General features: G+C 59.0%; 27 protein-coding genes and 1 tRNA gene. 22 read left to right on the top strand and 6 right to left on the bottom strand.

The window, feature by feature from the left end; all coding sequences use genetic code 11:
* Window positions 1–47 precede the first annotated feature (47 nt).
* From GZH79_RS05080 to GZH79_RS04995, 18 genes are all read left to right on the top strand, one after another.
* A complete protein-coding gene (locus GZH79_RS05080; protein ID WP_211642537.1) occupies window positions 48–740 on the top strand; it encodes a hypothetical protein in 693 nt (230 codons plus the stop codon).
* A gap of 146 nt (window positions 741–886) precedes the next feature.
* The gene (locus GZH79_RS05075) at window positions 887–1,999 is read left to right on the top strand and encodes an SIR2 family protein (protein WP_211642535.1); all 1,113 of its coding nucleotides are present in this window, start codon (window positions 887–889) and stop codon (window positions 1,997–1,999) included.
* Window positions 2,000–2,019: 20 nt separating this feature from the next.
* The gene (locus GZH79_RS05070) at window positions 2,020–3,786 is read left to right on the top strand and encodes an ATP-binding protein (protein ID WP_349291162.1); all 1,767 of its coding nucleotides are present in this window, start codon (window positions 2,020–2,022) and stop codon (window positions 3,784–3,786) included.
* Between the two features lie 442 nt (window positions 3,787–4,228).
* Window positions 4,229–5,347, top strand: a complete 1,119-nt coding sequence (locus GZH79_RS05065) for an integrase arm-type DNA-binding domain-containing protein (protein ID WP_211642531.1) — start codon at window positions 4,229–4,231, stop codon at window positions 5,345–5,347.
* A 103-nt stretch (window positions 5,348–5,450) separates the two neighbouring features.
* Window positions 5,451–5,639 (top strand): helix-turn-helix domain-containing protein, encoded by a 189-nt coding sequence (locus tag GZH79_RS05060; RefSeq protein WP_211642529.1) that lies wholly within the window; start codon window positions 5,451–5,453, stop codon window positions 5,637–5,639.
* Window positions 5,636–6,019 (top strand): hypothetical protein, encoded by a 384-nt coding sequence (locus GZH79_RS05055; protein ID WP_211642527.1) that lies wholly within the window; start codon window positions 5,636–5,638, stop codon window positions 6,017–6,019. Before GZH79_RS05060 ends, GZH79_RS05055 begins: the two co-directional genes overlap by 4 nt.
* 119 nt (window positions 6,020–6,138) lie before the next feature.
* Window positions 6,139–6,897: a GNAT family N-acetyltransferase gene (locus GZH79_RS05050; protein WP_211642525.1), complete on the top strand. Its 759-nt coding sequence runs from the start codon at window positions 6,139–6,141 to the stop codon at window positions 6,895–6,897.
* 165 nt (window positions 6,898–7,062) lie between these two features.
* Window positions 7,063–7,302, top strand: coding sequence for a hypothetical protein (locus GZH79_RS05045; RefSeq protein WP_211642523.1), 240 nt, complete (start codon window positions 7,063–7,065; stop codon window positions 7,300–7,302).
* A gap of 1 nt (window position 7,303) precedes the next feature.
* Window positions 7,304–9,646 carry a VapE domain-containing protein gene (locus GZH79_RS05040; RefSeq protein WP_211642521.1) on the top strand — a complete coding sequence of 781 codons (2,343 nt, stop codon included), beginning with the start codon at window positions 7,304–7,306 and terminating at the stop codon, window positions 9,644–9,646.
* A gap of 786 nt (window positions 9,647–10,432) precedes the next feature.
* A complete protein-coding gene (locus GZH79_RS05035) occupies window positions 10,433–10,861 on the top strand; it encodes a hypothetical protein (protein WP_211642519.1) in 429 nt (142 codons plus the stop codon).
* A complete protein-coding gene (locus GZH79_RS05030) occupies window positions 10,861–11,403 on the top strand; it encodes a hypothetical protein (RefSeq protein ID WP_211642517.1) in 543 nt (180 codons plus the stop codon). The genes GZH79_RS05035 and GZH79_RS05030 overlap by 1 nt, the downstream gene beginning before the upstream one ends.
* Window positions 11,396–11,686 (top strand): hypothetical protein, encoded by a 291-nt coding sequence (locus GZH79_RS05025; RefSeq protein ID WP_211642515.1) that lies wholly within the window; start codon window positions 11,396–11,398, stop codon window positions 11,684–11,686. The genes GZH79_RS05030 and GZH79_RS05025 overlap by 8 nt, the downstream gene beginning before the upstream one ends.
* Before the next feature lie 179 nt (window positions 11,687–11,865).
* The gene (locus GZH79_RS05020) at window positions 11,866–12,249 is read left to right on the top strand and encodes a hypothetical protein (protein ID WP_211642513.1); all 384 of its coding nucleotides are present in this window, start codon (window positions 11,866–11,868) and stop codon (window positions 12,247–12,249) included.
* A gap of 158 nt (window positions 12,250–12,407) precedes the next feature.
* Window positions 12,408–13,055, top strand: a complete 648-nt coding sequence (locus GZH79_RS05015) for a hypothetical protein (RefSeq protein WP_211642511.1) — start codon at window positions 12,408–12,410, stop codon at window positions 13,053–13,055.
* Window positions 13,052–13,513 (top strand): hypothetical protein, encoded by a 462-nt coding sequence (locus GZH79_RS05010; protein WP_211642509.1) that lies wholly within the window; start codon window positions 13,052–13,054, stop codon window positions 13,511–13,513. The genes GZH79_RS05015 and GZH79_RS05010 overlap by 4 nt, the downstream gene beginning before the upstream one ends.
* A gap of 1 nt (window position 13,514) precedes the next feature.
* Window positions 13,515–13,775, top strand: a complete 261-nt coding sequence (locus GZH79_RS05005; protein WP_211642507.1) for a hypothetical protein — start codon at window positions 13,515–13,517, stop codon at window positions 13,773–13,775.
* 207 nt (window positions 13,776–13,982) lie between these two features.
* The gene (locus GZH79_RS05000) at window positions 13,983–14,366 is read left to right on the top strand and encodes a hypothetical protein (protein WP_211642505.1); all 384 of its coding nucleotides are present in this window, start codon (window positions 13,983–13,985) and stop codon (window positions 14,364–14,366) included.
* Entirely contained in the window at window positions 14,363–14,725 is a 363-nt protein-coding gene (locus GZH79_RS04995) for a hypothetical protein (RefSeq protein WP_211642503.1), read from the top strand. Before GZH79_RS05000 ends, GZH79_RS04995 begins: the two co-directional genes overlap by 4 nt.
* A gap of 45 nt (window positions 14,726–14,770) precedes the next feature.
* Here the strand turns inward: GZH79_RS04995 and GZH79_RS04990 are convergent, their stop codons facing one another.
* Genes GZH79_RS04990 through GZH79_RS04980 form a run of 3 tightly spaced genes read right to left on the bottom strand, consistent with a single transcriptional unit; the run spans window position 14,771 to window position 15,518 of the window.
* Complete coding sequence (locus GZH79_RS04990) at window positions 14,771–14,929, bottom strand: hypothetical protein (protein WP_211642501.1); 159 nt, start codon at window positions 14,927–14,929, stop codon at window positions 14,771–14,773.
* Window positions 14,930–14,973: 44 nt separating this feature from the next.
* Entirely contained in the window at window positions 14,974–15,225 is a 252-nt protein-coding gene (locus GZH79_RS04985) for a hypothetical protein (protein WP_211642499.1), read from the bottom strand.
* The gene (locus tag GZH79_RS04980; protein ID WP_211642497.1) at window positions 15,222–15,518 is read right to left on the bottom strand and encodes a hypothetical protein; all 297 of its coding nucleotides are present in this window, start codon (window positions 15,516–15,518) and stop codon (window positions 15,222–15,224) included. Before GZH79_RS04980 ends, GZH79_RS04985 begins: the two co-directional genes overlap by 4 nt.
* A 213-nt stretch (window positions 15,519–15,731) precedes the next feature.
* Between GZH79_RS04980 and GZH79_RS04975 the strand changes: the two genes are divergently transcribed.
* Both GZH79_RS04975 and GZH79_RS04970 read left to right on the top strand, forming a co-directional pair.
* Entirely contained in the window at window positions 15,732–15,878 is a 147-nt protein-coding gene (locus GZH79_RS04975; RefSeq protein ID WP_211642495.1) for a hypothetical protein, read from the top strand.
* 25 nt (window positions 15,879–15,903) lie between these two features.
* On the top strand, window positions 15,904–16,434 hold the full coding sequence (locus tag GZH79_RS04970) for a hypothetical protein (RefSeq protein WP_211642493.1): 531 nt from the start codon (window positions 15,904–15,906) through the stop codon (window positions 16,432–16,434).
* Window positions 16,435–16,476: 42 nt separating this feature from the next.
* Here the strand turns inward: GZH79_RS04970 and GZH79_RS04965 are convergent, their stop codons facing one another.
* Complete coding sequence (locus tag GZH79_RS04965; protein WP_211642490.1) at window positions 16,477–17,631, bottom strand: DNA cytosine methyltransferase; 1,155 nt, start codon at window positions 17,629–17,631, stop codon at window positions 16,477–16,479.
* Here GZH79_RS04965 and GZH79_RS04960 point away from each other — a divergent pair.
* Complete coding sequence (locus GZH79_RS04960; protein ID WP_349291161.1) at window positions 17,612–18,730, top strand: restriction endonuclease, SacI family; 1,119 nt, start codon at window positions 17,612–17,614, stop codon at window positions 18,728–18,730. The two genes, GZH79_RS04965 and GZH79_RS04960, sit on opposite strands and share 20 nt — an antisense overlap.
* A gap of 139 nt (window positions 18,731–18,869) precedes the next feature.
* Here the strand turns inward: GZH79_RS04960 and GZH79_RS04955 are convergent.
* Both GZH79_RS04955 and GZH79_RS04950 read right to left on the bottom strand, forming a co-directional pair.
* Window positions 18,870–18,945: transfer RNA gene (locus tag GZH79_RS04955), tRNA-Thr, on the bottom strand.
* Window positions 18,946–19,043: 98 nt separating this feature from the next.
* The gene (locus GZH79_RS04950; protein ID WP_211642486.1) at window positions 19,044–20,699 is read right to left on the bottom strand and encodes an iron ABC transporter permease; all 1,656 of its coding nucleotides are present in this window, start codon (window positions 20,697–20,699) and stop codon (window positions 19,044–19,046) included.
* An 87-nt stretch (window positions 20,700–20,786) separates the two neighbouring features.
* Between GZH79_RS04950 and GZH79_RS04945 the strand changes: the two genes are divergently transcribed.
* Window positions 20,787–21,662 (top strand): hypothetical protein, encoded by an 876-nt coding sequence (locus GZH79_RS04945; protein WP_211642484.1) that lies wholly within the window; start codon window positions 20,787–20,789, stop codon window positions 21,660–21,662.
* Window positions 21,663–21,717: the final 55 nt, after the last annotated feature.

Raw genomic sequence — 21,717 nt, 5'->3', positions numbered from 1 at the left:
GGCGCTCGTCTGGACGCTGATTATACCAACCCCAAAGTGGCAACATTTTGCGCTGCCCTTTGGCTCACTTTTACTCTGCCGTTGACACAGAAATCATCGCGCATCAAAAACCGTACTGGTGGGACATTTGGAACCATACGTTACGCAAGCTCAACGACCGCCCCGCCCCTTACGTTACCTTACATAGGGAAAAGCAGCCTCCTATGTACCGTATACCTAATGTATTGGACCCAGCCGACCCCAACCAAAGCCGCGTCTGGCGGGTCGAACTACGCGCTGGCAAAAACCTCCTCAAGGACACATGGGGCATCCGGACATGGGCAGACCTTTTCGACAAGTTCGGAGATCTTTGCCGCCAGTCGGGAGAAGTTGTTCGCTATACCGATCCTGCCCCGTCGGACACGAACCGCGCCCGTTGGCCCAATCACATATTCTGGGAAATCGCCTGCGCCGAAATGAACGACGACTTGACCGAGATGCGCAGCGGCGTCGACCCGAACCCGCTTAAAGAGGTTCACCGCGAACAGCACATCTCAACAATCTTTCGCAACATTCTGGGATGCAGCATCACGCTTGCTGCGTTGGAGGGAAAACTGCCCGCTGACCTGCCGGACCTGTTCGATGATATCGCGCGGGATATGACAGACGCGGTGCAGGCCGAACCAGCAAAAGCAGAGCGACAGTTACGCGAAGCAAAAGAAAGGTACGTGTTCATCCAAAAACCGGAGGTGCGAGAGTAAGGTCCGACAGGCCGAACCTCAGCGTGACGTTACCACTACGAAGGTTTTGCCTTAACGCACCTTAGGCTGTCGATTCCACCAGCCAACGCTAGCAAGTTATCTGCACAGCCTATATGATCTGAGAGAAATAGAGGGAAAACGTTGCAGTGATTAACAGAAACGACATTTATGATAAAAACCTAAACTTTCTAGTTGGTTCTGGCGCGTCAGCAGGTTTCCTACCCACACTAGAATTAAAGATAAAAGTAAGTGGAAGCACTGACTCGCATACTTTAGAAACTCTCGCCACATTTTTTGAAAATAATGAAGACATAAAGTGTCTTCTGTTCTCGTATTATGTGGAAAATGTAATTTCCCCTGCTGCAAAATTTGACATTGATAAAATCAATAAATCAGAAATGGCAGTGCTGAGAAATTACGTACGATTTATGAAAACGATTCTCAACTTACTCAATAAGAAAAGCCACTCGAAAAGAGCAAATATATTTACAACAAATTATGATGGCCTAATCGCACACTGCGCCGAAAAAATGGTGCAAAGCGGGAAGTATGATTTTATACTCAACGACGGGAGCATTGGCTTCGTCAAAAGAACATTGCAAACAAGGAGCTTCAACAGATACGCGAAGGATCAGGGCACCTTTTCTCATCATGAAACTAGCGTACCCCAGATAAATCTGTTGCAACCTCACGGCTCAGTTTATTGGTACAAAGACGGCGATAATATCGAAGTATCTTATGATATTAAAAGATCATCAACTCGCGTGGACGACGTGTCTACGTGGATGGATCAAAATTTCGCGGAGATTTTGTCAGATGATACAAAAACTGATGAGGACATTAAGACCTCTGCCTTCGCCGTGCCAAAATCCAACCGTGACGCATTCTGGGAAGACTATAAAAAACTTCCAATTGTCAATCCAACAAAATGGAAATTTCACGAAACAGTTTTCGAAGAGCACTATTACCAGTCCCTAAGGGCACTAAGCTATGAACTTGAGAAGCCCAATTCTGTATTTATAATATTCGGCTTCTCATTCGCCGATGAACACATTCTTAATTTAGTCAAGAGATCCCTATCTAACCCTACTCTTAAAGTTTTTATTTGCTGCTACTCGGACAATACAAAAGCCGACTTAGAGAAGAAGTTTGGCGGCTTTGATAATGTGGAATTAATCCGATCAGCTGACAAACTTGATTTCGATGCGTTCAATACGGAAATATTTTCAGCAGAACCCCAACCCGCACCGAAAGCATAACAATGATAGAGATTGGGCAAGTGACTGCAGTTGTTGGCGTAGAAATAACGATAAAAACAAACGAAAACTCAAACCTTGAAACTCACTTTTATGCAGGTCAGTCATTTAAAGGTGTTTCGATTAGAGAGTTCATTGCGATCGACCATGGTTTCAGGGAGGTGATCTGTATTGTTGAGGGAGAATTTCTTGATGAGAGGCTAAAAGAAGGCGAGGGCCCAAATGCACAGTTCGTACGGAAACTCAAGGTCCGCCCCATCGGATATTTCGAAGACGATCTATTCTTCGACGGAATTAAATTTCTTCCAAAAATCGGTGACCCAGCTAAGCTGCTGCCCGAACGCCAAATCGAAAGAATATTTGAGCGTGCATCCACTGAAAGTTTTATAATTGGTAGATTGATGAAGGAAAACATCGCTATCTCGTTACCTTGGCAACGTCTCTTCAATAGCCATCTTGGAATATTCGGAAACACCGGTAGCGGAAAATCTAATACACTCACGAAACTCTACACGGTACTATTCGAAAATAAGCTCGATCAGATTGGCGATATCAGCAAGTTCATATTTTTGGATTTCAACGGTGAGTATACCGGCGCTCAATTGGTCCCACTGGCAAGCAAGGACGTAATTCGATTGAAGACACGGTCCGATGATGGTGATCGGTTCCCCATAAAAGAAGATCAATTTTGGGAAGCGGAGACACTAGGAATATTATTCCAAGCCACTGCGAATACCCAAAAGCCATTCCTTAGGCGGATTATCACTGAACGGAAAAAGTACGAGGCAAACAAGGATAGTTTAGTTTCGTATGTTAAGTCCATCTTCCTACGGGTGCTTACCTCAGAAAACCCCAGCACAGAAGCTTTAGAACTTCTGAAATCTCTATCACGTCACCTGTCGTTAGCTCAGGACCTAATTAAGTCAATACATAGCGTTGGATACCTACGGACATCATCATCATTCTACTTCGACAACGAAGGTGTGCGCAGCTATTTCGACGTTGGTAAGCCGACCTATGAAGATCACTTTCAGAAATTGATAGCCGAGATAAATTTCGACAAACCGGATGGATTTCAAGAACTTCAAATTCGAGCAGAGCTCAAATTAATTTCGGACCTTCTATACGGCTCGGTCCAATACGAGCACATACAGCCGCTTATGCGTCGCATCGAATCGTTGATGGGTGACCTTGCTAAAGTGATAGCTGTTCTGCCCCAAAATGCAGAAACTAAGGCTATTACAGTTATTTCATTGAGAGAGTGCAATCAGGAGATTAAGAAAATTCTGCCAATTCTAATCGCTAAACACTATTATGAAAATCATAAGTCCAAAGTTTTATCGCCGCCAGACATTACGTTGCACCTAATTATTGATGAGGCACACAACATTTTGTCTCAACAATCAAATCGGGAAGCCGAAAGCTGGAAAGACTATCGCCTAGAACTTTTTGAAGAGATAATCAAAGAAGGCCGGAAGTTTGGGGTTTATATGACGCTAGCAAGTCAGCGCCCAGCTGATATTTCACCAACCGTAGTTTCTCAGTTGCATAACTATTTCATACATCGATTGGTCAACGACCGAGATTTGGCGCTGCTAGAAAACACTGTTGCTACATTAGATAGCGTTTCCCGCAGCCAGATTCCAAACCTACCTCAAGGGGCATGTGTAGTTACGGGAACTACTTTCGATATTCCAATGCTCATGCAAATCGATAAACTACCCAAAGACAAAGAACCCGATAGCAGTGACGTAGATCTCGAAAAATTTTGGGGAACGGTAGCTATGTAGCGAATCTCTCACCGCAGACCAAACATTCACTTTGAGAAATATCCACAACAGCTTCTCAGACCGTTCCAAAGCCAGCAAAAAACATCATTGCTGCTGCCACTGCTGCCACTGCCGCCTCGAAGCTCGAATTAATCTTAGTTCGGCGTGTCTATACAGCAACACGCATAAACTTAGCTTCCGATACGCTTCCGGATTTTTCAACGCCAAATCCACCAATTAAGGATCAGCATAACCAACTGATATTATTGGCAAATTGGTGCCCCCACACGGACTCGAACCGCGGACCTACTGATTACAAATCGAGACGAGCGCTATAATCATGGTGCATTCTCGCCAATTCGGGGCGTACGAACCCATATAAACAAGGCAATATCCGTCCTATCGGCTCACTCGGCATCACCCGAGCTGTGCCCAGAAACAGTGCTCAGGACGGTATTTATCAATGACCATATTCAAGTTCACAGAGGCGCGTGTGCGCGACCTCCCACTAGGCTCGGGCATCCACAGGGATACGGACGTGAAGGGCCTACTCTGCATCTGCCACAAGACGACGAAGACCTTCGCTGCCCAGGGCGATGTGAGGCGGAACAAGCGCCACGTCCGCACGGTGCGCGTCAAGATCGGGCGCACCGATCTGGTCCGTCTGGGCGAGGCGCGAAACGAGGCAAGAAAACTGATGGCGACGATCCAGTCTGGCGTCGATCCGACCGCTGGGCCCGAGGAGACGGGCATGACGCTGGAACAGGCGCTCACCACGCATCTGAAAGAACGGGACCTCTCGCCCGCGTCGGTCAAGAACTATCAGTATCACATGGACCAGTATCTCGGGCGTCTTCGGCGTCGTGCGGTGGCAGACATATCGCGCCAGGACTGCCGAGAACTCTTGGACACGCTGACGAAGCGACACGGACGGACCACGGGCGGTTCGGTGATGCGCACGGTGCGAGCGATCATCAACACCGCCCGCAGGCACGACGAGACGATAGCGGCCAACCCCATCGACGCGATACGCGTGCCCGCGACGGCGAGGCGGCAGGTCGATGAATTGGACGTCGCCACTTTCTGGAACGAGACATCGGCGTCGTCGGGCGTGATGCGTGACCTCCATCGCACCTTCCTGTTGACGGGCGCTCGCCGCAGTTCGTTGCTCGGTGTCAAGCGGGCCGACTTCGATCCTGATCGGGGCATCCTTACGTTCACGCACATGAAGGTTGGCGGCGCGTGGTCGTTCCCGACCGGCCGCTGGCTGACCGAAACCCTGAGGGCCAGATTGGTGGAGGACGAACCGCTCGCATCGGAGTGGCTATGGCCGTCGCCGACCTCTGCGACTGGTCGGATCGCCGAACCCAAGCGCAAGGGCATACCGTCGCCCCATGCCCTTCGTCACCATGCGAGGACGTTCATGATCGCCGCTGGTGTACCCTACGCCGAGGGTGCCCTGCTCCTTGGCCAGAGGTTGCCGGGTGCCTCGGGCGGCTACGTGCATCAGTCGCATCTCATCGAGGCCCTGAGGCCATACGCACAGGCGCTCGAGGACTATGTGCTGAACCTTGTGAAATGATGGCACCAATGCGGCGGCTCGTTGGCATACTGGGCCGTCGCAGGCTGATAATCTGACATCATCGCCGTCCACCTGGACGCAAACTGATGCAGGAGTTACCGCCATGACCAACGATCGAACCGAGACCCCCTGGATGACCAGCGAACAGGCCGCAGGCTACCTCTCCGTCTCCAAGGGCACCATGCACAACTGGCGCAGCAAGGGTGCTGGACCCCGCTACCGCACCGTTGGCCGGATCGTCCGATACCACCGGGACGACCTCGACGCATTCCTGATGGAGGGTGCGGCATGAGCAAGGTCTCAGAGGCTAAACAGCCCGCAGACGCGCAGGACTGGCAGTCAATCGAACGTGCGGTGCTCCGTGCGCTGACGTATCTGGAGACGGAACCCGAGGGTGACTTCGTGGGCCTGCTGCTGATGGAGTTCGACCGGCTTGGGTGGGGGCCGAACGATCCTTGCACGGTCTGGGCTATGGCCGTGCACGCCGACAGGTTCCCTCTGATTGTGAACGACGACGGCCGCGTCTTCTGGGCGGAACCGGAGGACGCGCTGGTGTTCTCAAAGGAACCCGAGTTCTGGGACGAGCCGTACCTGGTCGCTTTGGCGCGCAGACGTGCGGCCGATCCTGACCGCCGTCGGGCAACCCCTGGCGAACCATACAAGGGTGCGTGACGGCCGCCGTTCCCCTAACGGGTGGTAAACGCACCGAACGCCCCCGCGAAACGTTTATATCCCCGCCGTTGTGCCACCGCTAGAATGGTAACAAATGTCATTCAGATAGGAGAATAGCGGTGGCCGTAGATCAATCCACAGACGAGGACCTTGAATACATCCTTCACTGGCTTAAGGCGCAGTGGGACGACGACGGCGGCTGTTCTGGGTTCTGGGGCAACAGGAACATCATACGCAAAGCGCACGAGGAAACCTCCGAAATGTGGGTGGTCCGCGAGGACGGTAAGGCGATAGCGTTTCAAGTCGGAAGATACTCGCCAGACATCACCTGCGTGAAGGACACGCACCAGCGCAAAGGCTACGGGACCGCCCTGTTCCAAGTGGGTCTTGATCGCGCCCATGCTGACAACGTGACCATGCTCTCTGGGGAGTGCAGCCCGGCGGCGAGCTTGCCATTCTGGATAAAGATGGGCTTCAAGCAGATTGGAGACGGCTCTGGCTATGGGCAGGGCATACCAGTCGAGATGTACCTAGAGCGACGATTGAAGCTGCCCGAAGGTGACGGCGTTCTCGACGTCGAAGTCGAGCTGTACGTCTACCCGGAGAATGCGCTGTACGGAAAAGCAGCACCGTTGCCCCTGGTCAGCGCGAAGCCCGAGGCCTGTATGATGCGGGGCGAAACCAGAGTGCACCTAGGCGAGCGCTTTCTCATACCTGATGCAAACGACGCGATCAGGGACCCGGCGCTCAAGATCGTGGTCAACGGGGAACAGCTCTACTTCGACAAGGCGAAGTATCCTGGCGCTGAGAAGTTGGGCGTTCAGGACGACCCCCGGGGGTGCAGGTATATCGACTTTCTGGACGTCCCCGCGATCTGAGGCGTCGGTCGTAGTCGAGACCCTAAGCCAGCGAACGTTGCGTGCCTGCGAAACGTTAGGTTACGCGCGCATCCGGGCGCGGCATACTTGATCCAGTTGGGTGGATCGCCGCTTCGCAACGACGATCCACCCCCATGAAGAACAGACCATGAATGGACCAGAAACATGCCTGATGACGAAGAATATATCGCGGGAGTAAGCCGCGACGTACCATTGAAAGACCTGATGAACACCGGCGAGGTGGCAAAAGTCACCGGCCACACGGTCGGGACACTGAACACCTTCCGCAGCCTCCGCAACACTGGACAGGCGACCAAGGGTCCCGAGTTCGTGCAGCTCGGGCGTTCGATCTTCTACCGGCGGGACGCTGTGGACGCCTACCTCGCCAAGCGCGCGGGGCTTTGACATGAAGATGGAAAATGCGGCGGTAGCACCCGAAAAGGATGCGCTGAGGCCCTACCTTGACGCCAAGAGCTGGCAGCTCATACCGCTGCACCACTATGGCTACTCTGACGTCAAGAACGGCAAGCAGCGTCAACTTGGGAAGGCACCCAAGCACAAGAACTGGACCACTCGCCCCTACGCCTCGTTCAATGCCAAGAAGCACATGGACGCTGGCGATAACGTCGGGGTACGGCTCAAGGCCGACCAGCTCGTCCTCGACGTCGACCCGCGCAACTTCCCTGACGGCCAGACCCTTGCGTCTCCGATCAACCCGTTTGTCGAGCTGGTACTGTGGACCGGGATGGACCCTGACCTATACCCCACGGTCGAGACGGGATCGGGCGGCTTGCACATCTACATGATGAAGGACGCCTCCGTCGTCACCAGAGACAGCCTGGGCAAGGGCAACTATCCGGGCGTCGAGTTCAAGGCGTTCGGCCGTCAGGTCGTGGCGGCAGGATCGATCCACCCCGACACGCAGAGAGCCTATCAATGGGACGCCCTTGGCGTGGACCTCAGCGAGGCCCCGCTTGCCCCCGCCGACCTGATCGCCCTGATCGCGAGGCCCGCGCAGCCTGCACGTTATGCGGCCTCCGACGCCGGGAAACACTCGGCGGAAGAGCTGGAGGCAATGCTGGAGCACCTCGACCCCGAGGAATTCGGGGATCAGCAGGAGTGGTTCGAACTTATGGTCGCCTGTCATTATGCGACCGCAGGCGAAGGACGTCAGGAGTTCATAGAGTGGTCTACTGGCGCGGCTGGCTACGCCGACCACGCCGGTCTCATTGGTCCACGATGGGACAGCCTGGACATGGAACCGTCGACTGGCACGCCGATTACCCATCAGACCCTCTACAAGGCGCTCACCTCGCGGGGCCTTGGGAAGCACATTCCTGATCGGCCGGTCTCGGACGACTTTGACGAGCCGCTCGACAGCCTCCCGGACGCCGAGGAGACAGACGGGACCGTCAAGGTCGCAGTCGGTAAGGTGGTCGGCGGCAGGAAGCCCCGCATCTTTGACGGGCCGTTCGACGTCGACGTCCGCACCGGCAAGGCGAGCAACTCATACGCGAACGCCCTGAGGGCTGTGAAGGCATCGAAGCTGTCAATGGCCTGGGACCAACTGAAACAGGAGCAGATATTCCTGAACGAGCGCCTGCCCTGGGATGACAGCCTCGGGCGAACGCTGACCGAGATGACTGTCTTGCAGGTGCGGACCTACGTCATGGACCGTTGCCAGTCTTCTGGGTTCGAGCCGTCCAAGGAGCACGTCCACGACGCCCTGAACTTCCACGCCACGACCAACATCATCAATCCGATCATGGACTACCTGAACGGGCTGGAATGGGACGGCGAGAGCCGTGTCTCGCAGCTCTTCGCGAGGGGCTTCAACTGCATCACGAACGACTACACCGACGCCGTGTCCACCTGCTTCATGGTCGGCGCCGTGGCGCGCCAGCGGGACCCTGGATGCAAGTTCGACACGATGCCCATCGTGAACGGTGAGCAGGGTTCGCTCAAGTCGACCGGCTTCAAGGTGCTCTTCTCGCCCGTCTGGTTCTCCGACGCGGCGATCCCCAAGCTGTCCGACAAGGACGCGCCGCAGCTACTGCACGGCATCTGGATGCACGAGTTCGCCGAACTGGCGTCTCTCAGGAAGGCGGACATGAACGAGCTCAAGGCCTTCATGTCCCGGTCGATGGATCGCTACAGACCGCCATACGGGCGGAAGATTGAGAACCACCCCCGGCGCATCGTCTTCGCGGGCACGGTCAACCAGCGTGGGTACCTCGACGACCCCACGGGCGCGCGCCGGTTCTGGCCCCTACAGATGCCGCGCGGCGCGAGGGTCGACATCGAATGGATCGGTGAGAACAGGGACCAGCTCTGGGCCGAGGCGGACGCCCTCTACAAGGCGGGCGAGAGCGTCGTGCTGCCCGAGCGGCTATGGGCGTTCGCAGCTGAGACCCAGAAGGCGGAGACGACCGAGGACCCCTGGGCGGACGAGATACGCGAAATGCTTGCGGATCGGCTCACCGCACGCGACGCCTTCGAGGCGGGAGGGGAGGACTATGTTGAGACCGTCATAAACGGGAGCGTCCACGATCCGATCCTCGACGAGCCGCCTCAGGCCGACCGCATCCACAGCAAGGAGTTGCTGGCGGGCCTCGGTCTCAAGGCGGACAGGCAGGACATGCGCCATCCGAAACGTCTACGGGAGGTGATGGAGGCCCTCGGCTGGACCTACAAGGCCACGGTCCGCGTCGGGGGGAAGGTCGCCGCCGGATACCAGCTAGAACCCTGACCGGGCGTCCAGTGCCGAAGTGAAAAAGCCCGTCCGAATGTGGCGGGCTTTTTCACGCCCCGTCCGGTCTCACTAACAGAACCTAAACGCCGAAATCGGCACCGAACCTCAGGCGTTGTCCGGCCAAGGGAAAGATGCGGCGCGATTTTTCGGTGCCATCTGGTCGGGCGTAAGGCCTCTGTAAAGGTGCTGTAAGAGATTGAGACTTCTCGAGGTGCCTTATTTTCATGGTCCGTAAGGGTGTAAGGTCTGTAAAGGCTATTTAAGACTAAGATACCTGTGGTCAGACTTTCTCTCGCTACCTGCCACCCTGACCAAGGCGCTTTACCTTGGTCGACGCACAGAGAAAATATTTCTTGCACAGACGTACTATATAGCGAGCGACTTTTCGAGCTTACGGCCTTACACGGCCATAAAGCATATCAGTATCATGCACTTAGGCCATTTTTCAGGCCTTACAGTGAGGCTTACGAGGTTTTACGAGCCTTGCATTGGGTACTGCGTAGCCGAAGGGGCGCTCCCTCTCCCAGCTTGGTCGGACGTAATTCCTACCTTCAGAGCCAAGGGACACCGGACAACGTTGGCGAAATTTGCGCGCGGGGCCGGACACGCTGGCATCTATGCTGGCACGAAAGTGGCATCCTGACGACGAATGTAGAGGCCGAACCGCCCCTCCTTCTGATCCGCGATCAGAGGGTGTGCCCTATGAAAACGTTTCGCTTTCAATGACTTGAAGGTTGTGCGCCGGGCTGGGCACAGCGTGAAGTACAGGAAAAGGCACCGAAAATGACTGTAGATCGAAACGACGAGCCGTTCTTGCCCACGCCGAAGCAAGGCCGTCCATCCCTCAGGCCGATGAGCGTCGAGGCCGCTAAGACTTGGGTCGCAAGCTACAACAGAGCGGTCGACGACCTGCACGATCGGTGTCGGCGAGGCGAGGGCGATGAAATGCAGTTGGAATGGTTGGCTGGCGGTTTGGTCATGGACAGCGCGGTCCCCCGTTCCTGTCTCGTCTTTGCAAGGCCAGGCGGTGGGCAGACCATCGGCTACATCATGCCCAAGGGCCGCTTCAAGCCATTCGGCAAGGTGCCATGCGGCGGCCATCAGCCCTTCGACCTCGAGGCCCTCGGCGTCCGCTGGGCGGGCTGGCGCGCACCCAAGAACAGATGGGGCGGGGTCGAACCCATGCCCGTCGACTGCGAGGAGTTCGACTGATGTATTTCCACGAGATAACGCCAGCAAAGCAGGAGCGCTTCCTCGACGTGCTGGCAGAGACAGGCAACGTCCTAGAGGCGTGCCGCATCCTCGGCATGAACCGCAGCACGATGTACCACCGGAAGGCCGGCGATCCTGAGTTCGCGGCCAAGTGGGACTTTGCCCTGCAAATGAACGTGGACCACCTGCGGCAGGTTGTGGTCAGGACCGTCACGGACCTGATGCCAGTCGTGATCCGCGTGCCCCTCAAGGACCGGAACGGCGAGGTGGTCCTGGACGACGACTTCGAGCCGATCATGGTCCCCATGCCCGCGGGCGGTGACATGGACCTGCTGCGCTCCGTCGCTTCGCGGGCCGTGTTCCCCGAGAACAGGAATACAAACGTCCAGGTGAACAACTCGACTACGGTCCACACCGCACTCCCCAAGCGACCGAAGCTCGTCCAGGGCTCTGCGGTGCGTCCGGGCGGACGAGACGGCATCGAGGACGCTAAGGTCGTCCAGGGGCCACCACAGCAGACCGGGGGAGCGTCCGATGAGTGATGCACCCGAGGTTCGCGTGACGATCGTCAGACCTGGCGGCACCGCCACCCTGACATACGCCGACGGACACGAGACGATGCGTGTCGCCACTGGCTATCTGCACGATCCGAGCGACGGGCTGGTCACCGAGATGGACGCCGGGCGTGAACCCACGCCGTGGCAGTCGAAGGCTGTGCGGGACGATGCCACATGGTCCGTGGAGACTAGGCTTGACCTTGACGACGGGACGCGGGAGCGGCTTCTGGAGTGGATCGCTGGTACGCCGTTCTTCGCTGACGCCTGACCCTTCACGGTACTCCGCGCTGTGTCTGGTCGAGGGCGTCCGGGCTAAGCCCCTGATCCGGTTGCCCCTCAGAGTGTCAGTCCCGCTGATCGAATGTCGGTTGGGCACCCTCGTTGGCTTACTGGCGCGGGCGCACGCGACACGATGCGCGCATACTGTCGCCGCAGAGAGGAACGCCCATGGACGCCCCGGAGCGCCCGACGCCAGCCCTGCCCAGCCTGCGCTACAAGGCCGTCGAGGCCGAGATGCGCGAGCTGTTCCTCGAAGCGGGCATCGACGCTGAGCTGGACCCAGAGGCCTCGATGCGCTCGAACCTCGTGACGATCATCGCCCATGCGTGGAACATATCGGGGACCATCCGCTGGCCCCGCGGATGGTGCCGCGAGCTGATGCTGGTCCTCGACGCCGCGGGCTGCGAGGTGCCGTCGCCTCGGGTCCTCCGCTGGTACAGGTCGCGCATCTCCGAGAGTCCCAGTGCGTTCGTGAATACCGCGAGGGCGCCGGTAGAAATCCTCGAACAGATGGACCTCGCGCTTCTCGGGGACGACGCCGCCAACACTTGACGCCCGACCGGCACTCGCTGGTCTCCTTTTCCGACCGGTTGCGGCATCTTGGGCGAGTGAGGCCGTTTCCAGTGGCATGGCGTCCCTCACAAGGGGGCGGCTGGTTCCTGGGATCGCCGGTCGCCCCCGCCTCAACCCGTAACGAGAGGAGGCCACACATGGCAGACCCGAAAGACAGGCTGGCGGAGCTGCGTACAGAACGTGCCCGCCTGGTCGACGAACGCGAGAAGGCCCGCGCAGAGGCCACCAACGATCTTATCGCGGGCAGGAAGCCCGCCAACACGGCCGCGGCACTGGCCGAACGCATCGCCATCGTGGACGACGCAATCGAGCGGCTGACGTCTGACGTCTCGGACGCCGCCGAAACGCAAGCTCGAGCGAAGCGGACCCGGCAGGTGCAGGGGGCCATCGACGCGGCCAGCGACCGCCGCAAGCTGGCCGTTGCCGTCGACAGGGCGCTGACCGACCTAGCAACCAACTGGTCCGCGTATCGCGAGGCCGTGCGCCAGGGCGTCGGCCAGACCGCGGCGGTTGGCGGCGACGTCGGAGCCATCGACCGCGTTCTGACCACTAACCGGCAGTCCGAGGCGCTAGTGAAGGCCATGATCGCTGCGGGTGGCAGCGAACTGTCGCGGGCGCTTGGTATCGACACCCCGATCAAGGCCCGCCACTCGATCAGCCTGACCGACGCGGAGGGCCGCGTGGCGGAGTCCCTGAACCTGGAACTTCTGCGGCTTAAGGCTGCTTCGCCCCAGAAGCACCTGGCGGCCCAGGCGAAACGCGAACTCGAGGAGCTGGGACGATGAGTAAGGAAGGCGAACGCTACGCGGCGGAACTGATCCGCTTGGAGGCGAAGCGCAAGGAACTGGAAGACACCCTCGGGCGGCTTGCCCGCGACGAGGACGAGATGGAACGGGTCATGGAACTGGCCCAGGACGTGCAACAACTGGAGGCCGAAGTGGAGTCCGCTCGTGCCGCCGCGCAGATGGAGAAGAACGAGATGACGAAAAAACCGATGACGAAGGCCGACGTGGCCAAGGCGGCCGCGGGCGTGATGGCCAAGGTCGACGGGCAGCTCGACACGCTGGCCAAGACGATGCGGGCTGACGGCGAGACCTTCGAGGCCGCCTACGTCCGTGCCCTGGACACCGAGATGGGCCGCTCGATGCTCAAGACGAGGCAGGACGCACACGACCTAGCGACCGGCGCACCAACGGTCGATGACGTGGCCAAGGTCCGCATGGCCCTGATGGGGAGCAACTGACATGGCCGATCCGCACACGAAGAAGCTCCGAGTCCCAACCCGCTACTTCGAGATTGCTGCGGTCGGTGCGACCGTCGCGGCCGACACGGACCTCCACGAGGACACCCGTGGCCTGCACATCGGCACGGCTGGCAACATCACTGTCGAGATTGGCGGGTCCACGTTGACCGTGGCCGTGGCGGGCGGGATGCCGTTCTTAGGTGAGTTCGACAGGGTGCTGGCCTCAGGCTACACAGTCACCGGGGTCTGGGCACTCGTCTAAACGCAAGGTGGCATCTCAGGCTGTCTGATGACACGGCCCCGTTGACACACCGTCTGCGGGGCATCTTCCGTTTTGCGCTCAACCCGCGGCGGAGCCCTCATTTGGACCCCTCGACCCTAATAGGAGCTCCCCGCACCATAGGCATTGTGAGACTTTCTCCCCTGTAGGAACCCCGTGCCGGGGAACCACACATAGTTGGAGAGACCAATGACCATTCAAGTAGAAAAACTCGTCGACCTGCCGGGCTTTGAGCGCGTCCACTTCACCCTCAGCCTGCTGCGGAATGACATGGACGAGGCTCTGATGGAGGAGCTGCGGGAAAGCGGCCTCGATGACAACAGCTCCGCCATCGCCGCGGCGCTGCCTGCCCTCATCAGCGCCATCGGATACACCCACCACTTTCATGGGAAATCACTGTTCCCCTCGCTTCTCGACAGCATCCTCGAAGAGGAAATGGCGTTCGGCGCAAAGGGCATCGACTGGGACAAGGCCGTTGAACTCCGGGCCACGTTCGAGCAGGAGCTCCTTGCCCGCTGCACGCCGAACCCGCGTCTCGAAGGTCAGAGCCAGCAGGCGGGAGCAGCGCGATGAGCATCGAAGTCACTGAGATGGCCGACCTCGAGGGCTTCAACAACGTCCGCTTCGCGTTCACCCTGCCGAAGGACGATCTGGACCTGGACCCCGACCACGTGGACGGGATCATGCTGCGAGAACAGGGCAAGGTCGAGGAGCTGTACCTCGTCGGCCTGCTACAGTACCTCGTGCGCCATTACGGCCACCGGATGGAGACGGCGATATTCGAGCCGCTGCTGGAGAGCGTGGTCGAACGGGCGGAGGAGTTCGGGAACCCTGTCATGGACTACGACATGGCAAAGCGCATCCGTGACGCGCTTGAGGAGGCCATCCTGAGCAGATACCTCAAGGCGAACGGTCTACGGCCCTACCAATAGGACCATGGCGGCCCGCCCGACGACCATCGGGCGGGCCCATCCGCACTAGACGTCCGTCAGCGTCCATGACGCATCAAGGCTGACGGGCGACTGATGGCCCGCGAACGGCGGCGGATTGGTCGTCAGCGTCTCGAGCCCGTCGCGGTCTGACGGCGACAGCGTGACGATGGCGAACGCGGAGCCGACGACGTACGCGAGACCCAAGGCCACGAGTGCCGAGCGACGTAGCGCCCGTCTCGTCCGCCGTCTCAACTGACCTTACCCCGCATGCGGATCATCACGGGACCGCCGCGAGCCTCGCCACCGACCCGCATCGACCGTACGGGACCAGTGAGCCCGTCCAGATGGTCGTCGAGGACCCTGCGAAGAAGATCCAGCTCGTGGGCGTCGAGGAGTGCCGCGACTGCCAGCGCGGTCGGCCCGTCGCACGCGACCTCGGCGGCCACGGCGCTCAGGTTGCCGTTCCTGATTTGGTCCGCGAGTTCCTGCGCGCTGCTCATGCCGCCACCCGCGTCTTGACTGGCATCGCCTTCTTTGCCGATGCAGGAACCCACGAGACGAAGGCCACCTTGTTCTCGATCCGCCCGACGGCGGAGCCGACCCAGAAGGCGGGCGTCACGTCGCGCCCGAGGTCGTCGCGGACGGAGTGACCCATCTTGTGGACGGTGACGCGGACGGGTTGGCCGACGGCCCTGGTCAATTCCCTCGCATGGTCCAGGGCGTCGCTCTGGGCGCCCGCCAGTTCGTCGTGGGTGTAGTAGATCGTGTCGGCGATGGTGATCCTGAAGTGCATGTCTGTCTCCTGTTCGGAGGCGTCCACCGTGGACGCCCCGTAGAGACAGGTTGTCGTGGAGGTGGGGCGGCGTACGCGGCTAACCCACCGCGATCCCACGACTAATCGCTTCGGTCCCGTAGCAATTCGTCAACGAAGAATTGCGCTTTACCCATTCGCGGGGACGCCCACCCGCGACATCCTATTCCTATCAACACTGACTGGAGACGAGACATGACCATACACCTCTACGCCCTTTCGAACGACCGTGCCCGCCTCTGCCACAAGCAGGCCACCGTGTCCTGCGCCGAGACTGCCGACATGATTGAGGCTGCGTGGAGGGCCGCTGGCTTCATCGTCAACCGCCGCAGTGAAGACTGAACCCACTAACCCAAGGAGAAGACCAATGACCAAGACAACCTACATCGTCACCGCGCCCGACGGGACCGAGCTGACCCGCAAGACCGACCGCACCTACAGCCACGCCGTCCTGTTGGAAGGAGAGCAAGGGTGGGAGGTCTCGGGCTTCTGTGGCCGCCTCGACCTAGCACACAAGAAGCAGACGGAGCATCCCGGCAGCATCGTGGTCGAGGTACAGGTCCTCGGTGCGACTATGGCTGATACGCACGAGCCTGAGGCCACCGAAGACGTCAAACCGCCCGAGCACGAAGCGGTTGAGGCACCCAAGAACGAGCCGAGCGTCGACGACAATATCAGGAACGCGAAGGTGACGGGTCCCGACCGTTTGGGCACCATCGGTGAACTGGTGCACGAGCTGCTGATGGACGTAGATCATACGTACGTCGAGATTGTCGCATTGGTGAAAAGGCGGTTCCCCGACGCCAAGACGTCTGCCCGTTCGGTCGCCTCGACCGCCGCCGTCCTGAGACGCAAGGGCGCAGACATTCCCACACGCCGTAAGGTTGCAGAAGGCTAAGTGGGAGACTTGGCGCGGCCCCCTTAGGGCCGCGTCCCCTCGCTATACGGCTATCTTGCGGGAGAAATCGAGGTTCATCTGCGGGCTGCTAATCTCGGGAAGTTCGGAGGCGTGCAGCACGTCGACCGCCGTCATTGCAACTGCCTCGGCAAGGCCGCACGGGACAGCATTGCCAATCTGTCTGTAGATCGCCGACTTCCCGCCTGCAAAGTCGTAGTCCAGCGGAAACGAGTGCAGAATGCGGGCCTCCTCCAGGGTCAGACGGCGGACGAAGTCCGGCGTGTCGTGCATCCCGTAGGGTTCGCCACCGTCCATCAGGTGCGCGTGGTAGTCCTCAACCCAGCTCTGGCCGTTTCCGAAGAACTGTCGTTCGTCGATGATCGGCGTCTTGTTCCCGCCCATTGATGCGGGGAGTGTCGCGCAGGGAGCCGCCGGGTTCAGTGGGCGCCCGAGGCCGTTGAACATCATTCCGGCGTAGGGGCTTCTCCGCAAGACGGGTCTTTCCGCAATCGTGACGACCGCGTTGCAGGTCTTTGGGTTCTTATCCGTTCCCTGTGGACCCAGATGCCTGATTGCCTCAAGTGACGATACCTCTGGACGGAAATACCGCTTCACGCGCACGTCAAAGTCAATTCGGTCGCTGGCCAAAAAGCCCACAAAGAACACGCGGTCCCTTGACTGCGGAACGCCGAAGTTTCTGGAATTGAACATTAGCAACTCGGTCTGATAGCCGAGCTGGTCCGCGTAGGATCGCAATTCGTCCCGAACCTGCTTGAACTTGGACAGTGTGCCGAGGGCCTTCACGTTCTCCATAACGAAGCAACGCGGGCAAACCACCTCGACAGCCTGCATGAACGACTTGACCAACTGACTGCGTGGGTCGTCCAGCGCCATCTTGCCTGCCACGGAAAAGCCTTGGCAGGGCGGGCCTCCGAATAGACAGTCAACTCCTTTGAACTTGGCCAGCCCTTCGATGTACTCGTTAACGTCGCCCAGGGTTATGTGGTCCCCGATGTTGCGGCGATAGGTTTCCACCGCAGCCTTGTCGAAGTCATTAGCCCACTCGATCCTGAAGCCAGCCTTTCGAAACCCGACGTCCATTCCACCAGCACCCGAAAACAGCGAGATTGCGGAAAGGCTCTCTTGTGAATGGCCCTTCCGACCCTTAGCGTCTTCGATGTTGGTAATTGTCTTCATTTCAGGGCTTTCGATGAACGTTAATGTGGATAGTGGGCGAGCGTCCCAGATATTGAAGGATGCGACCCTTGCGGCGCAAGATAGAGCATATCGCGTACCACGAGATATGGAAACAAAGATTGAACAGATTATCGGGCACACGCACCTCACCTATAAGTACGTGCTCCTGACTGGCATGTTAGCCAAGGCGACCAACCCTCGGGCCAATCCCCTCGTGCTCCAGGCGGGCGCGCCACTCCAAGGCGCTTTCGACGCCCGATCGCTGTGCCACGGCGTCGTCGTGCCTTTCGAGCAGACGGTGCTTGAGAAGCGGCTTGGCGGGTCTAACGAACCGTTTCTCAACAAGCCCGCCCGTTACACGCACCTCAGCATGGACAACGCCGTGCGCCGTGGGAAGGACCGCGCGACCCTCCAGAGGCTCATCGAGGTCTTCGAGATGGTCAACGAACAGGAGAACGGCGACCAGGCGCTCGTAGCGGTCCTCTCACACGTCCTGGCGATGAAAAGCCGCGTCGTGGTATTCGATACGGACCGTTTCGGGACCTTCGTCAGTAAGGCCAAGCTGCTGGCACTGGTCGAGGCGCTGCTGGCTAAATCCTGTGAGGGCGAGACGCTCGCCCTGAGCGTCGCCTTACTCTTCGAGCTGATGGCGAAGGGCCACGGCAACGACCTCATCGTGAGTTCGCACCCCGCCAACCAGAGCGGTGCGTCGTCCAACGAGGTGGCAGACATCGACGTGTTCGAGGCGGACGGGCAGACGTTGCGTCACTGCGTCGAGGCGAAGGACAAGCCCTTCACTCGGGCAGACGTGGACCACGCAGGTGGAAAGGTCGCAGAGGCCGGTCACTCTGCAATGATCTTCGTCTACGGTCCCAATGCCAAGACGGAGCTGGTCCTGCCGGCGGTCGTCGCTGAGTACGAGGCCAAGGGCTTTGACCTAACGTTTGTCGCGGTGTCGGCCTTCGCTGACGGCATCGTGTCACTCGCACCGAGCGTCACGTGGGCGGAAGTTGTCGACCTTATCAACAAGCACCTCGCACTGATGCGGGCGAAGGAGACGACAATCCAGCACTGTACGGCTGTGCTGGAATCGTTCTGACCGCTCGGGCATCTGCATGGAAGACGGTGCTTAAACCGTTCTCGGCACAAATTCGGTACTTATACTGTGTTTGACCGAAGCGAGAACTGCCAGTGCGACCCCGAAATTGCCGTAAGTAATTGTTTTTATTGTGTAATTTTGGTGCCCCCACACGGACTCGAACCGCGGACCTACTGATTACAAATCAGTTGCTCTACCAGCTGAGCTATAGGGGCCGGGCGGGCCTTGGGCCTGCCGTTGTGGGTGCTATAAAAACGACCACAGGAAAACGCAAGCCCGGCTGTGCGCCTGAAACGCGAAAACTTGCGATCGCTTAGCGGTTGGCGCGGGCCAGCAGCAGAACGGCGCACAGACCCACGCCGCAGATGATCAGGGCGGCAGGTGCAGCGCCGCCGATATCTTCGAGAGACGCCTTGGCATAGACCCGCGTGGACAGGGTGTCGTGCCGGTACAGCATCAACGTGGCGGGCAATTCCTTGACCGCATCGACAAAAGTCAGCAACAGGGCCGATCCGATGCTGGCGCGGATCATCGGCACATGCACGCGGGCCAGCGTCTGGCCCGCCGTCTTGCCCAGTGACCGCGCGGCCATCGGCAGGCTGACAGGAATGCGCCCCAATGCGGCATCGGCGCTGCCTTCGGAAATCGCAAAGAACCGCACCACATAGGCCAGCACCACAACCCCCGCGCTTCCCGTCAGCATCAGGCCGGGATCGGTGCCCGTCACCGCCAGCACCAGATCGGCAAGGCTGTTGTCAAAGGCCGCCAGCGGCACAAGAATCCCCAAGGCCAGCACGGCGCCCGGTGCGGCATAGCCAAGTGCCGTCACCGGCAGCAGAAGCTGCGGCAGGCGGCGGCCCGACAGGCGCGTGCCATAGACCATGAACACGCCGCCCAGCACCGCCACCACGGCAGCGATGCCACAGATGGCCAGCGTCCGGATCATCGCCTGTGCCAGACCCGGTGCCAGCCATTCCGATGCATTCAGTGCGTGGGACGCGATGACCGACACCGGCAGCACGAAACCCACCAGTACGGGCAACAGACAAATCAGCATGGCGACCCAGCCGCGCCATCCCGTCAGGCGCGTGGGCACCACCGGGCGCACGTTGCGCGCGCCTGCGGCAAACCGTGCCCGCCTGCGGCTTTTCTTTTCCAGTGTGACAAGCACCACGATCACGGTCAGGATCACGCAGGCGATCTGCGCGGCGCCGCCCAGATTGCCGCCCTGTCGCCAGACCGAAAAGATACCGGTCGTCAGCGTTTGCACCGCGAAATAATCCACCGTCCCGAAGTCGTTGACGGTTTCCATCATCACCACGGCGACACCTGCCGCGATGGCGGGCCGGGCCAGCGGCAGGCCGACACGGCCAAACCGCCCCCACGGCCCCACGCCAAGGGCGCGCGCGACTTCGTATCCCGCGCCCGATTGTTCGCGGAACGCGGCGCGGGTCAGCAGGTAGACATACGGATACAGCGATGCCGCGATGACCACGGTTGCGGCTTCGCGGGTGCGGATTTTCGGAAACCAGTAATCGCGCGACGTGGCCCAGCCGAACGTGTCGCGCAGCGCGGTTTGCACGGGTCCGGCATATTCCAGAAAATCGACCAGCGCATAGGCACCCACGTAGGCCGGCACCGCCAGCGGCATCAGCAGCGCCCATTGCAGCCAGCCGTGCCCCGGAAAGCGATACATCACGACCAGCCACGCGCAGCAGGTGCCGACCACTCCCGTCAACAGACCGGTGCCCGCCATCAGTATTGCGGTATTGGCCAGATAACGTGGCAAGGTCGTCGACAACAGGTGTGGCCAGATGTTCTGGGTCGGGTTGAACGCGAACCAGACCACGGCCACCAGCGGTGCCAGCACCACGATAGCGATCAGCAGCGCGCCAAGGGACCAGGGATCGACCGCCCATGCGCGGCGGCCTTTCGGGCGGTCCAATATCTGAGCAGTTTGGTCGGACATGAAACTGCGCTATCCGATACCGGTTTCGCTGTCCAGATTTCCCGTTATATTGCGACATATTGCCAAAGACAAAAAACAGGTCATTTGATGGAAATCGCTTTACACCTTGGTGCCAACTGCACTGACGAAGATCGGCTGGTCCGCACGATCCTCAAGAACGGGGCGATTTTGGGTGAACACGGGATCGCGGCCCCCGGTCCGGGCAAATACCGCCGGATCCTGCGCGAAACGATCCAGAACCTGAACGGCCAGCCCCCTGCCCCCGACACGCGTCAGATCATCCTTGATGCGATCGTGCCGGACGAATCCCCGGACCGGCTGGTGCTGAGCAATTCGAACTTTATCTGTATTCCCAACCGCATTTTCGAAAACGGCATCCTGTATGCCCAGGCTGAATTCAAGCTGCAGGGCATGTTGCAATTGTTCCCGCAGGACGATCTGGACCTGTTCCTTGCGATCCGCGATCCGGCGGCATTTCTGCCCGATGCCTTTGCCAGATCAAACATGGATACGTTTGACGCGTTCATGCAGGGCAAAGACCCGCACGAGGTACGCTGGTCGGATCTGGTCAGCCGCATTTTGCAGGTGGCACCGCACATCACCCTGACGGTCTGGTGCAACGAGGACACCCCGATGATATGGGATGAACTGGTGATCGCCCTGACGGGTCTGCCACAGGGCACAAAAATCAACGGCCCGCATGATCTGCTGGCCACGATCATGTCAAGCGAGGGCATGAACCGTTATATCAATTACCTGAACGCACATCCGCCCAAAACGATTTCGCAAAAGCGTCGGGTGATCGCGGCGTTTCTGGACAAATACGCCATCGCCGAAGAAATCGAAGAAGTCGTGGACCTGCCCGGTATGACCGCAGAGGACATTACGGAATTGTCCGACCTGTACGAAGAAGACGTGGCCCGCATCGCCCAGATGGAAGGCGTGCGTTTCATCGGCTTGTGATGGGCCGCGCACTGTGTCGCCCAAAAGCGCGCCAGTGGAGCGTCTAATATCGCGC

The organism is Loktanella sp. SALINAS62, assembly GCF_018263905.1.
In the GTDB taxonomy this organism is placed as follows: domain Bacteria; phylum Pseudomonadota; class Alphaproteobacteria; order Rhodobacterales; family Rhodobacteraceae; genus Loktanella.
The sequence above is the reverse complement of the archived record's forward strand: the minus strand, read 5'-3'. Positions and strand labels throughout refer to the sequence as shown.

Excerpts from the sequence above, each read along its gene's own strand:
- GZH79_RS04980 (WP_211642497.1), bottom strand. The coding sequence starts at position 15,518 with ATGCACTTCAGGATCACCATCGCCGACACGATCTACTACACCCACGAC.
- GZH79_RS05055 (WP_211642527.1), top strand. The coding sequence starts at position 5,636 with ATGAGCAAGGTCTCAGAGGCTAAACAGCCCGCAGACGCGCAGGACTGG.
- GZH79_RS04965 (WP_211642490.1), bottom strand. The coding sequence starts at position 17,631 with ATGAAGACAATTACCAACATCGAAGACGCTAAGGGTCGGAAGGGCCAT.
- GZH79_RS05065 (WP_211642531.1), top strand. The coding sequence starts at position 4,229 with ATGACCATATTCAAGTTCACAGAGGCGCGTGTGCGCGACCTCCCACTA.
- GZH79_RS04975 (WP_211642495.1), top strand. The coding sequence starts at position 15,732 with ATGACCATACACCTCTACGCCCTTTCGAACGACCGTGCCCGCCTCTGC.
- GZH79_RS05005 (WP_211642507.1), top strand. The coding sequence starts at position 13,515 with ATGGCCGATCCGCACACGAAGAAGCTCCGAGTCCCAACCCGCTACTTC.
- GZH79_RS05040 (WP_211642521.1), top strand. The coding sequence starts at position 7,304 with ATGAAGATGGAAAATGCGGCGGTAGCACCCGAAAAGGATGCGCTGAGG.
- GZH79_RS04960 (WP_349291161.1), top strand. The coding sequence starts at position 17,612 with ATGTTGGTAATTGTCTTCATTTCAGGGCTTTCGATGAACGTTAATGTG.
- GZH79_RS04950 (WP_211642486.1), bottom strand. The coding sequence starts at position 20,699 with ATGTCCGACCAAACTGCTCAGATATTGGACCGCCCGAAAGGCCGCCGC.
- GZH79_RS05060 (WP_211642529.1), top strand. The coding sequence starts at position 5,451 with ATGACCAACGATCGAACCGAGACCCCCTGGATGACCAGCGAACAGGCC.
- GZH79_RS05030 (WP_211642517.1), top strand. The coding sequence starts at position 10,861 with ATGTATTTCCACGAGATAACGCCAGCAAAGCAGGAGCGCTTCCTCGAC.
- GZH79_RS05025 (WP_211642515.1), top strand. The coding sequence starts at position 11,396 with ATGAGTGATGCACCCGAGGTTCGCGTGACGATCGTCAGACCTGGCGGC.
- GZH79_RS05045 (WP_211642523.1), top strand. The coding sequence starts at position 7,063 with ATGCCTGATGACGAAGAATATATCGCGGGAGTAAGCCGCGACGTACCA.
- GZH79_RS04970 (WP_211642493.1), top strand. The coding sequence starts at position 15,904 with ATGACCAAGACAACCTACATCGTCACCGCGCCCGACGGGACCGAGCTG.
- GZH79_RS05035 (WP_211642519.1), top strand. The coding sequence starts at position 10,433 with ATGACTGTAGATCGAAACGACGAGCCGTTCTTGCCCACGCCGAAGCAA.
- GZH79_RS04945 (WP_211642484.1), top strand. The coding sequence starts at position 20,787 with ATGGAAATCGCTTTACACCTTGGTGCCAACTGCACTGACGAAGATCGG.
- GZH79_RS05020 (WP_211642513.1), top strand. The coding sequence starts at position 11,866 with ATGGACGCCCCGGAGCGCCCGACGCCAGCCCTGCCCAGCCTGCGCTAC.
- GZH79_RS04995 (WP_211642503.1), top strand. The coding sequence starts at position 14,363 with ATGAGCATCGAAGTCACTGAGATGGCCGACCTCGAGGGCTTCAACAAC.
- GZH79_RS05015 (WP_211642511.1), top strand. The coding sequence starts at position 12,408 with ATGGCAGACCCGAAAGACAGGCTGGCGGAGCTGCGTACAGAACGTGCC.
- GZH79_RS04985 (WP_211642499.1), bottom strand. The coding sequence starts at position 15,225 with ATGAGCAGCGCGCAGGAACTCGCGGACCAAATCAGGAACGGCAACCTG.
- GZH79_RS05000 (WP_211642505.1), top strand. The coding sequence starts at position 13,983 with ATGACCATTCAAGTAGAAAAACTCGTCGACCTGCCGGGCTTTGAGCGC.
- GZH79_RS05010 (WP_211642509.1), top strand. The coding sequence starts at position 13,052 with ATGAGTAAGGAAGGCGAACGCTACGCGGCGGAACTGATCCGCTTGGAG.